Genomic DNA, 10,995 nt, shown 5'->3' with positions numbered 1-10,995 from the left:
GCTTATAGGGATTGGATATTCAGACAGCCTCCTGTTATTGATCGTTTCCGTTTTTTTGTTTTCCTTTTGCATGAGAATCCTGAATATTTCCATGAATACCCAGGCGATCACCCTTCAGAAAAACTACGGAAAAAAGATCAACGGATCTTTTCATGGCCTGTGGAGTACCGGCGGACTCACGGGCGTGGGTTTTTCTACCTTAATGCTTAAGCTGAACGTCCCGATGCCGGAGCACCTGGCAATGGTAGCTGTTGTAACTTTTATTGCTGCAATTGCCGCCTACAGATTTTTATTAACCAACGACCGTGCACCGCAGGGCAACAAACTAAAACTTGGGAAACCAGATAAATTTATTTTATACCTGGGGCTGCTGGTTTTCTTCGCGGCGCTTTGTGAAGGTGGTATGTTCGACTGGAGTGGTGTGTACTTTAAAGAGGTAATTGGAGAAGATATTTTTACTCTTGGCTACTTTATTTTTATGGTTTTTATGGCGCTTTCCAGGTTCTTTTCAGATAATATTATAGATAAAATTGGCATGGAAAAAACTTTTATTTTTAGTGCCACCCTTATTGCGTGCGGGATTTTAATGGTAGTAATTTTTCCATATTTCTGGCCGGCGCTAATTGGGTTTAGTATGGTAGGACTAGGCGTGGCAGCTATTATCCCCATGGTATTTACTTTGGCGGGCACCTCTTCAAAATATTCCGCGGGCATGGCAGTTTCTATAATCGCTACCTATGGAATTGTAGGGATGTTGCTGGGCCCACCCCTAATTGGCTATCTGGCAAATGCCTTTAGCCTGAAGTTATCTTTTATCCTTTTTATAATTACAGGATTAATGCTGATTCCTGTATCGCAACTCTTTTTTCGCCAGCAGCAACAGGAGCAGGTTTAAGCAAAGATTATCGAAAAGCAATTCAATTAGAAAAGTAATAGCTGATAGAAAAAGCTACCTTCTGAGTTTTTGATCTAGTTTGAAGGACTACAGGTGATATTGGTTTTTCTAAAAATTCTTTCCCTGTTTTCGGCATACCCATATCTATAGTCATCTGCTCATTAAAAACCTCCCAAAGCGGCAAATTTCCGGAGAGATCGTTAAAAAAGTAACCGTTTCATAAATCAGTCTTTCCTGCCTTCTATAAACGAAGATCAGAACGAGGAGGGTAGGAATTTTGCGGCTATTTGTAGCCTGGAAAAATAAAGGTGACTGAAAAAAATTGATAATCTTGGATGGCTTTTTATTTTGAAGATTATTCCCGAGCATTTCAAAATGAAGCTCTTTTGAGACTATAAAATATAAATATGAACAGATGAAGATTAATATCACTGGGAAGAAAACCATGATCACCCTTCGAAAAATGGTAATTATCGTACTACACTTCTTTTTCTGAAAAAATTTTCTAATTAATATTATTACAAATAAAAATATGAACTTAAAAGATTCTACAGGTACAGTAGATTCAGAAAATTGTTAAATTATTAAAATACATTTATTAACTTGTGAATCCTATATAATTTACCACATTTAAACGCACTTAAATAATAAAATCTTACAATGGAAAACAATTACCCTGCTTACCGGGAAAAGCACCGCAGAACCCACAGCAGCGAGCATGACCCTGTCAAAAATAAAATTCTAATATTCATTTTCTTCCTACTAATCATTTCTCCACTTTCGGCACAAGATGCTGATATGGAATTAAATGAAGAGGAATACTTTGAGGTCCCAGGTGTTAATATTCTGGCCTTTAGCAACTGGTACAATGGTTTATTCAGCGACTCGAAAATAAGCGGTATAGAAATTATACATCACGGGGATCGTACGGCCACCAATGGTGATGTGCGACTGCATGCCACCCCTGAACAATGGGACGCCATCCCTACTTTTTCTGAAAGGAAAGTAGACCGCGAAAACGGCCGGATTGATACTTACCAGGAGTATCCCGACTACAACTTTAAGTATATGGTTCGCGCAGAGGCAAAAGACGATGGTATTCTTCTTAGTGTGCACCTGGAGGAAGCCGTACCTGAAACTCTGGTGGGCAAAGCCGGTTTGAATTTAGAGTTTATTCCTTCAGCTTACTGGGAAAAAACCTATTATATGGACGGCAAGGGTGACGTTTTTCCGCTATATCCCAGTAGTGATATGAACAAAGACAATACCGGCTATACTTCACCAAAACCTATGGCTACAGGTCAAAAACTCGTGCTGGCGCCGGAAGATCCCAAGCGTAGGGTTACCATAATTTCGGAAGATGCAGAATTAATGCTGCACGACGGAAGGGACAAAGCCCAGAATGGCTGGTTTGTGGTGAGAAGTCTTATTCCGGAAGGTGAAACAGGAAAAGTGCTGGAGTGGTTTATTTCAGCCAACGCTATTCCCGGATGGTCTCGCAAGCCCGTAATTGCACATTCCCAGGTTGGTTATCATCCTAACCAGAAGAAAGTGGCTGTAATTGAACTGGATAAAAATGCTACTCCCGAGCAAACCGCCACTCTTCAGAAAATTTCCGAAGAAGGTGAAAAGATTGATGTGCAAACAGGAGAACTTGCCAGATGGGGACAGTATACCCGATATAATTATTTTCACTATGATTTTTCTGAAATAAGGGAGCCGGGTACCTATGTAATTAGTTATGCTGAAGAAACCACTGCTCCATTTAGAATAGGTGAGAATATTTATGAAGATGCTTGGCATCCTACAAACGATATCTATTTTCCCGTACAAATGGACCACATGCTCGTTAATGAAGCTTACCGCGTGTGGCATGGTGCATCCCATATGGATGATGCTTTACAGGCACCTGTAGATCATGAGCATTTTGATCTTTATGCCCAGGGCCCTACAACAGATACGCAGTATGAGCCCGGGGAACATATCCCCAAATTAAATATTGGAGGCTGGTACGATGCCGGGGATTATGATATTAGAACGCAGACCCAATATTATGTAGTTAACAACCTGGTATATGCTTATGAAGATTTTAATCTTCAGCGGGACCAGACTTCAGTAAATTACGACGCAAAATATGTTGATATACATAATCCCGACGGAAAGGCGGATATGCTTCAGCAAATTGAACATGGGACCCTGGCTTTAATTGCACAGCACAGAGCTGTAGGACACGCTATTCCCGGAATTATTGTTCCCGATATTTCCCAGTACACGCATCTTGGCGACGGATTAACAATGACAGATAATCTTATCTACGACAAAAACATGGATTCGCTTGAGTCTGACGGCTACAGAAGTGGAAAGTTTGATGACAGATGGGCTTTCACCAGCAAATCCACACCTTTAAATTACGGTTCTATAGCCGCTCTTGCTGCCGCCAGTCGCGTTTTAAAAGGCTATAACGATTCGCTTGCACAGGAATGCCTTACCACCGCAAAAAATGTTTGGAAGGAAGAGCATGCTAAAGAACCAGACCTTTTTCATCATGGAAATACCACCGGTGGCACACTGCAAGATGAAGAGTTAAAAGCCGCCGTAGAACTTTTACTTGCCACAAAGGACCAGAAATATGCTGCTCGTATTACAGAAATGTGGCCGGTTATCGATTCGAACTTTTCGTCTCATTCCGGGCGGATTACCCGGGTGCTCCCTTTTATGAAAGATTCTTTTAAGAAGAAAATGAGAGAAAGGACCATGGCCTACCAGAGCGAATTGGATGCGCATTATCAGGAAAATCCGTTTGGTGTACCAATTGGCCGTGGCGGCTGGGCAGGAAATGGACAGGTTATTGCTTTTGCCATGAATAATTACCTGCTTTACAAAGCTTTTCCGGATCTTATAGATAAGGAACATGTCTATAAAGCATTAAACTATATTTATGGGACTCATCCAGATTCCTCAATATCTTTTGTATCTGGAGTTGGTACAAAATCAAAAAAAGTAGCATACGGAATGAACCGGGCAGATTTTTCTTTTATTGCAGGAGGAATTGTCCCCGGCGTTTTGATTTTAAAGCCGGACTTTCCGGAAAACAGAGAAGACTGGCCCTTTCTCTGGGGAGAAAATGAATATGTGATAAGTGTAGGTTCAAGTTACATTTATCTGGTAAACGCAGTAAATTCCCTTGTAAATGAATAAAACACTTTTCACCCTACTACTTACATTTTTTATCACTTCCCTGTCCTTTTCCCAATTTTCACAGCAGGACCGGGACAGTATAAACCGGCTCAGCCACGAAGATCACCAACTAATGATGAGAAAGCTGGGCATAGACGAATTAAGACCAGGCCCTTCTGGTAATCCCGAAGCTCCTAATGCGGCAAATTCTGACGAATCCAAGGCTTCTCCTTACTCCAGTTTACCAGATCCTTTAATTTTTAAAGATGGTTCAAAAGTGGATTCTCCACAAGACTGGGAACGAAGAAGAGCAGAAATTAAAGAAGATTTTGATCGGGAAGTTTATGGCCGTGTTCCTGAAAACGTTCCTGATGTACATTGGGAAGTGACCAGCACAACAGATACCGTTATTGGCGGATATCCGGCGATTCAGAAAAACCTGGCAGGCCGGGTAGATAACTCTGCCTATCCTGAAATAGATGTCGAAATTGAAATAAGTCTTACTACCCCTGCCACAACCAGCGAACCTGTTCCCGTTATCATGGAATTGGGCTGGAACTGGCCATCCCATATCCCAAGGCCAGCTCCGGAAGGAACTCCCTGGCAGGAACAATTACTTGAGAAGGGCTGGGGCTATGCCGTCCTGATCCCCACCAGTTTCCAGGCCGATAATGGTGCCGGTTTAAGGGAAGGAATTATCGGTCTCGTGAATAAAGGGCAGCCACGAAAAACAGATGACTGGGGAGCGCTACGGGCCTGGGCCTGGGGAGCAAGCAGGGCTCTGGATTATTTTGAAACAGATCCCGCCGTGGATGAAAATAGGGTAGGAATAGAAGGCCTTTCACGATATGGCAAAGCGGCTATTGTGACTTTTGCCTATGACCCTCGTTTCGCCATTGGATTTATAGGCTCTTCCGGAGCAGGCGGAACAAAGATTTTGAGACGGGAATATGGTGAGCAGGTAGAAAATCTCGCCTCTTCAGCTGAATATCACTGGTTTGCCCCTAACTTTATAAAATATGCAGGCCCTCTAACGCCAAATGATCTGCCGGTAGACGCACATCAACTAATAGCAATGGCTGCGCCGCGACCGGTTTTTATCAGTTCGGGCGATCCGGAAGTAGAAGGAAAATGGATAGATGCAAAAGGAATGTTCCTTGGCGGTGTACATGCTGCCCCTGTTTATGAACTGCTGAAAAGAGATGGAATGGGAACTACTGATTATCCTTTGGAACATAAAGCTTTGATGGATGGCCAAATTGCCTTTCGTGAACACAGAGGAGGCCATACTGTGGTTCCAAACTGGCCATACTTTATTGAATTTGCAAGTAAGTATCTTTCAACTAAAGAAGATTAATTATACTAAACCATTAAAATAAAAGACGTGAAAAATTTAATTATCCTTTTCGTATTTGTTTTTGCAATGCAGACCTCTGCTCAAAACCAGTTTAATGTCCTCCTCTTTACCAAAACTGCCGGATGGCATCATAAATCTATAAATGAAGGAGTGACAGCAATGAGAGCTATGGCTGAACGGCATAGTTTTGATATGCAGTGGCATGAGGATGCCACCAGGTTTAATGACGATTTTCTTGAACAATTTGATGTTATAATTTTCCTGAACACTACAGAAGATATTCTTAATGAAGAGCAACAGGCAGCATTTAAAAGGTTTATCCAGTCCGGTAAAGGTTTTGTGGGCGTTCATAGCGCCTCAGATACAGAGTACGACTGGCCGTGGTACAACCAGCTGATCGGGAAAATGTTCCATATACACCCCCTGGAGCAATCTGCTATGGTAGATGTTGTAGACACCAACTTCCCAGGAATGGAAATTTTCCCAAAAAGGTTTCTATGGACTGATGAGTGGTATGAATTCCTTCCGGAAGAGTATTCTAAAAATCTAAACATCCTGCTTAGCGTAGATGAAGAATCTTACGATCCTGAGGTTCAATGGGGAGAAAAAATTGGAAAAGGAATGGGTGACCATCCAATATCCTGGTATCAGTACTTTGATAACGGGAGGTCTTTTTATACAGGATTAGGCCATATCGCGGAAATTTATAAAGATCCGTGGTTTTTACATCACCTGTACGGAGGTATCTACTGGGCTGCCACAGGAAACGGAATTAAAAAATAGTTGCTGATCACATTCAGAAATAAAGAAATTAATCTAATTTTTATCATGAAAAGAAATTATTTATCCTATCTCCTGTTGAAGTACTCATTAGTCGTACTGGTGGGGGCTGTATTTGCCCAATGCAAATCTGACACTAAAAATTCAAGTGTAAGTACAGATGAAAATGAACAGGCGCAAGTAGTGGATACGTTTGCATTTTCTTCTAATCCTGTAAAAGTACCGGAGCAGGAGGTGAAAACGCTGGAAATAGGAGATAAAGCGCCAGATTTTAATCTTCCCGGGACTGATGGTAAATATCATTCACTTTCCGACTACAGTTCCGCTAAGGTGCTAGCAGTTATTTTTACCTGCAACCATTGCCCTACAGCCCAGGCTTATGAAGAGAGGATAAAATCCATTACAAGTGATTATAAAGAAAAAAGTGTTCAGGTTGTGGCAATTTCTCCTAACAGCCCGTTGGGTCTGTTGCCTGAAGAATTGGGATATTCAGACCTGGGAGACACTTACAAAGATATGATTATAAGGGATAAAGATAAAAATTTCAATTTTCCTTACCTGTATGACGGTGACAACCAGGAGGTGTCCCTGGCCTATGGCCCAGCGGCGACTCCTCATACTTTTGTTTTTGATGAGCAGCGTACTTTACAGTATGTGGGCCGTATAGACGACACAGAAAAACCCGGCACAAAGAATGGTGAGGACTTGCGAAATGCACTCGATAAAATCCTGGCTAATGAAGAATTGGAAGAACCTGTTACAAAAACCTTTGGCTGTTCCACAAAGTGGGGATGGAAAACAAAGAATCGCGAAAAAATAGATGCTGAATGGGCAGAGAAAGAGGTGACATTGCAAGAAAGCTCTACAGATGAGCTGAAAGAGGTCATCAAGAACAACAGCGAGAATCTCCGGTTAATTAATGTCTGGGCAACGTGGTGTGCTCCATGTAGAATAGAATATCCTGAATTTGTTACTATCCAGCGGATGTTTGGTGACAGGGATTTTGAGTTCGTATCAATTTCTGGAGATAAACTCTCAAAGAAGGAGAGCGCACTCGATTTCCTGGAAAGCACTAATTCGGCTGTAGGAAATCACATTGCAGTTAATGATGACAAATATGCATTAATAGAAGCAATTGACCCGGAATGGAACGGGGCCTTACCCTACACTATGCTTATAGAACCGGGAGGAAATGTGGTATGGACTTATCAGGGAGAAGTAGATTTTCTTGAGTTAAAGAAGACCATTGTAGAACATCCTATGATGGGAAGAATCTACTAATTACAAACCAGCCTTCAAACAAAAAGACAAGCAAATTCTGAGCTAATATTTGCCAGTGCAGATATATTAAGATATTAAAAACCGGGAATTCAACACATCCCGGTTTTTTGATATTTCTTAAAACTTAATCCAGGCTTTCGTAATAATCCTGAAGCACAAAATAAGCCTTCTTCTTTTCCCCGGTTTCAGAAATTAGCCCTTTTCTATTCCAGAAATTCTGATACACCGGATGTTGTCTTCTCGGGGATTTAAAATCAACCAATATCCACGGAGTCATACCTCTTAAGCCATCGATTTTATTCAACATTTTTAACTGCTCTTCATAAATAAACTCCTGGTGCTCCTCGCTCCACATGGTGTTTTTATCACCGTGAAAACCTGCCAAAGCTCCTCCTCCAAATTCGGTTATAACTACAGGTTTGTTAAAATGAATATCGAAGGTATATTTGGACAATTCTCCAGGCTTGTCCCAGTACCAGCCTCCATACTCGTTAAAACTTGCCAGGTCGAGTTTCGCGCCCAGAGGATCATCAACTGTTACCGTGTAACCTTCCCGTTCTACTTCCAGCGCTGCTGCCACAAGCCGCGTATCATCCAAACTCCTGACTTTGGATACCAGATTACCCATAAATTTGTTTCTCGCCTCTGTAACAGGCGTTTCATTCCCAACAGACCAAATGATGACACTCGCCCTGTTCTTGTCACGATCAATCGCCGCTAATAATTGATTTTCGGCGTTTTGATAAGTTGCTTCATTCTCCCAGGAAATTGTCCAGTAAACAGGAATTTCTGCCCAGACCATTAATCCCATCTCATCTGCAAGCCGTATCATCTTCTCGTTATGCGTATAATGTGCCAGGCGAACAAAGTTGCAACCAAGTTCCTTAGCCCACTCCAGCATCATTCTCATATCTCCTTCTGTTCTTAATCTTCCTTCAACTAACGGATTCTCATCATGAATCGAAATTCCTTTAAGGAAAATTGACTTATCATTCAGCAAGATATTCTTACCCTGCGTTTCTATAGTCCTAAACCCAATCTCGTCTCTAACCCTCTCCTTTCCTGAAGAAATATCTACCTGGTAGAGAACCGGCTCGTCTGGAGACCAATACTTAACATTGCTCACGGGAATTTCAAAATCAACTTTCCCTGACGCATCAGCATTAAAGGATTCATTAATTCCAAGTTCAGGAATTTCAACCTGAACATTACCTCTTTCCGAAGCACCATTTAACTGCACATAGCCAGTAATACGATCCATATTATTATCTGCCAACTGGACCTTATAATCAGAAATAAAAGTTTTAGGTGTTATTACAAGATTAACATCTCTTGTAATTCCGCCGTAGTTCCACCAGTCGGTATTCACGGTTGGGACTTCATCCTGCTTCCTGGTATTATTTACCATCACAACCAGAAAGTTTTCTCCGTCTTTCAGGTTTCCTGTAACTTCAAACTGAAAGGGCGTAAAACCTCCTTTATGAACTCCCAGTTTTTCACCATTCAGGTAAACATGTGCTTCATAGTTCACTGCACCAAAATGAACAAAATACCGGTTATTCATTTCCGGAGAAATTGTAAAATCTCTTTTGTACCACAACGTGCCTTCGTATAATTCCAGATTCTCCTCCTGAGAATTCCAGTCGCCCGGTACTTTTAGGGTAGATGAAAGGTCAAAATTATACTCTATACGCCCCGGGGCGTTATCGGCATTCAGGTTTTCGTAGAAACCACCCTTACCCGACGGACTTTCATCAAAAGGCTCCTGTCTGTAATCCAGGTATCCCATTTGGTAAGGATCTATAATATAATTCCACCGGCCGTTAAGACTAATTTTCTCCCTGTTTTCAACATTCTGAATAAGCGTTTGAGAAAAAACCGGAAAGGAATAAACTATAGCCACAAGAACTAAGACAAAAATTTTTAAATATTTCATTTGATTTTATTTTAACATAGTATATCATTTGATTAGTATGAAAAAGCCCCTCCAATTTAATGAAAGGGCTTTTAAGTTTAAAATCGAAAAAGAATTAATATCCAGGATTCTGATCTTCCTGACTTATAGCATCATTTGCCACAATTTCATCATTAGGAATAGGCCAGATATTGTGGATCCCTTCCTGATAACCATATGGACTAAGGACCTCATCTGCAAGTCCCCATCTTACAAGGTCAGGAAAACGTACTTGTTCACCGGCTAATTCTACAAACCTTTCATGAACAATAGCATCGAATACTTCATCCTGAGAAAGACCCATAGCAAGAGGATTTAACTCTGCTCTTTCTCTTACCTCGTTGATGTAACCAATAGCTTCTGATGGATTACCCAGAGCATTTTCAGCTTCAGCCATCATTAGAAGAACATCAGCATATCTTATAACCTTAAAGTTTATACCGGAAGCCTGATCTTCGTTAGCATCTTTATAATAATTCTGATACTTTCTCCAAGCCGCTCTTCTGTCGTTAGGAAGAGCTTCGATAAGACCTCCTGCAAAGGTGTCGCCAACAAAATAAAAGGTTTCGTCATACCTGATATCACCCTCTTCATACTCATCCAGAAGCATGTCTGAAGGATATACGTTAAACCAGTCATTAAATCCATATTCCTGACCACGGAAAGTAACTTCATTTGCACCTTCACCAGATGAATTTGAATTCCAAACTGCAGAGTTACCTAGATCATCATCAAATTGAACTTCAAAGATTGATTCCGGTCCAAACTCATCCTCTTCTCTGAAATTAGCGAAGTAATCATCTTCCAGAGAATATTCGCCGTAAATATTATCAAAAGCGTTTAGAGCCTCCTGGTACTGTTCCCTATAAAGATGAGATTTACCTAGAAGAGCATAAGCAGCTCCTTGGGTAGCCCTTCCATTTTCGGTGTCTTCTTTAGGCAGTAATGATTGGCTCGCGTCATTTAAATCAGCAATAATTTGATTCCAGACATCCTCTTCAGGACTACGTGGAAAACCTGATCCATCATCAGGAATATCTGTAATTAATGGAACATCCCCAAATCGTGTTACCAGCAAGAAATAGTAAAAAGCCCTCATATATTTGGCCTCCCCAATAAATTTAGCCTTTCTTTCATCATTTAAGAGGGAAGATGGGATAGCACTAATCCTTTCTTCATTGTTAATAACAAAATTTGCTTTGTTTATTCCCCTGTAACAGGAATCCCAATACCAGGCTATAGGAGCATGACTCGCATCAAAGGACCATTGCTGGTAAACTACCTTATCTGCTTCTAGTTGAGGATTCCCAACAACTTCACGAGACATAAGATCCATCGCAAAGAAATAAGTCCTGGTATATAACCCCATAGTCTGCATATTAGCATATACAGCATTTACTGCCGACTGCACCTGGGCCTCTGTCCTAAAGTACGTCTCAGGAGAAAGACCACTCGGGTTGCTTAGTTCAAAATCTTCTTCATCACATCCGTTTATAACGAACAATGTAATAAAGGTCATTAATAAAATTTTTGTTTTTTTCATAATTGTTT

General features: G+C 41.1%; 7 protein-coding genes. 5 read left to right on the top strand and 2 right to left on the bottom strand.

The window, feature by feature from the left end:
- The 5 genes from RM529_RS04575 to RM529_RS04555 all read left to right on the top strand — a co-directional run.
- Positions 1-895, top strand: an 895-nt coding sequence (locus RM529_RS04575) for an MFS transporter (protein WP_311483567.1), incomplete at its 5' end; no start/stop codon positions are given.
- A gap of 660 nt (positions 896-1,555) precedes the next feature.
- The gene (locus tag RM529_RS04570) at positions 1,556-4,093 is read left to right on the top strand and encodes a glycoside hydrolase family 9 protein (protein ID WP_311483566.1); all 2,538 of its coding nucleotides are present in this window, start codon (positions 1,556-1,558) and stop codon (positions 4,091-4,093) included.
- Complete coding sequence (locus RM529_RS04565) at positions 4,086-5,429, top strand: glucuronyl esterase domain-containing protein (RefSeq protein ID WP_311483565.1); 1,344 nt, start codon at positions 4,086-4,088, stop codon at positions 5,427-5,429. Before RM529_RS04570 ends, RM529_RS04565 begins: the two co-directional genes overlap by 8 nt.
- A gap of 27 nt (positions 5,430-5,456) precedes the next feature.
- Positions 5,457-6,212: a ThuA domain-containing protein gene (locus RM529_RS04560; protein WP_311483564.1), complete on the top strand. Its 756-nt coding sequence runs from the start codon at positions 5,457-5,459 to the stop codon at positions 6,210-6,212.
- A gap of 45 nt (positions 6,213-6,257) precedes the next feature.
- On the top strand, positions 6,258-7,490 hold the full coding sequence (locus tag RM529_RS04555; protein WP_311483563.1) for a redoxin domain-containing protein: 1,233 nt from the start codon (positions 6,258-6,260) through the stop codon (positions 7,488-7,490).
- Between the two features lie 124 nt (positions 7,491-7,614).
- On the opposite strand, the gene RM529_RS04550 is transcribed toward RM529_RS04555, so the two are convergent.
- Complete coding sequence (locus RM529_RS04550) at positions 7,615-9,426, bottom strand: glycoside hydrolase family 2 protein (protein ID WP_311483562.1); 1,812 nt, start codon at positions 9,424-9,426, stop codon at positions 7,615-7,617.
- A gap of 94 nt (positions 9,427-9,520) precedes the next feature.
- Complete coding sequence (locus tag RM529_RS04545; protein ID WP_311483561.1) at positions 9,521-10,987, bottom strand: RagB/SusD family nutrient uptake outer membrane protein; 1,467 nt, start codon at positions 10,985-10,987, stop codon at positions 9,521-9,523.
- Positions 10,988-10,995 lie beyond the last annotated feature (8 nt).

The sequence above is a fragment of the Autumnicola edwardsiae genome (assembly GCF_031846505.1).
Taxonomy (GTDB): Bacteria; Bacteroidota; Bacteroidia; order Flavobacteriales; family Flavobacteriaceae; genus Autumnicola; species Autumnicola edwardsiae.
This window is presented reverse-complemented; position numbering and strand designations above follow the sequence as displayed.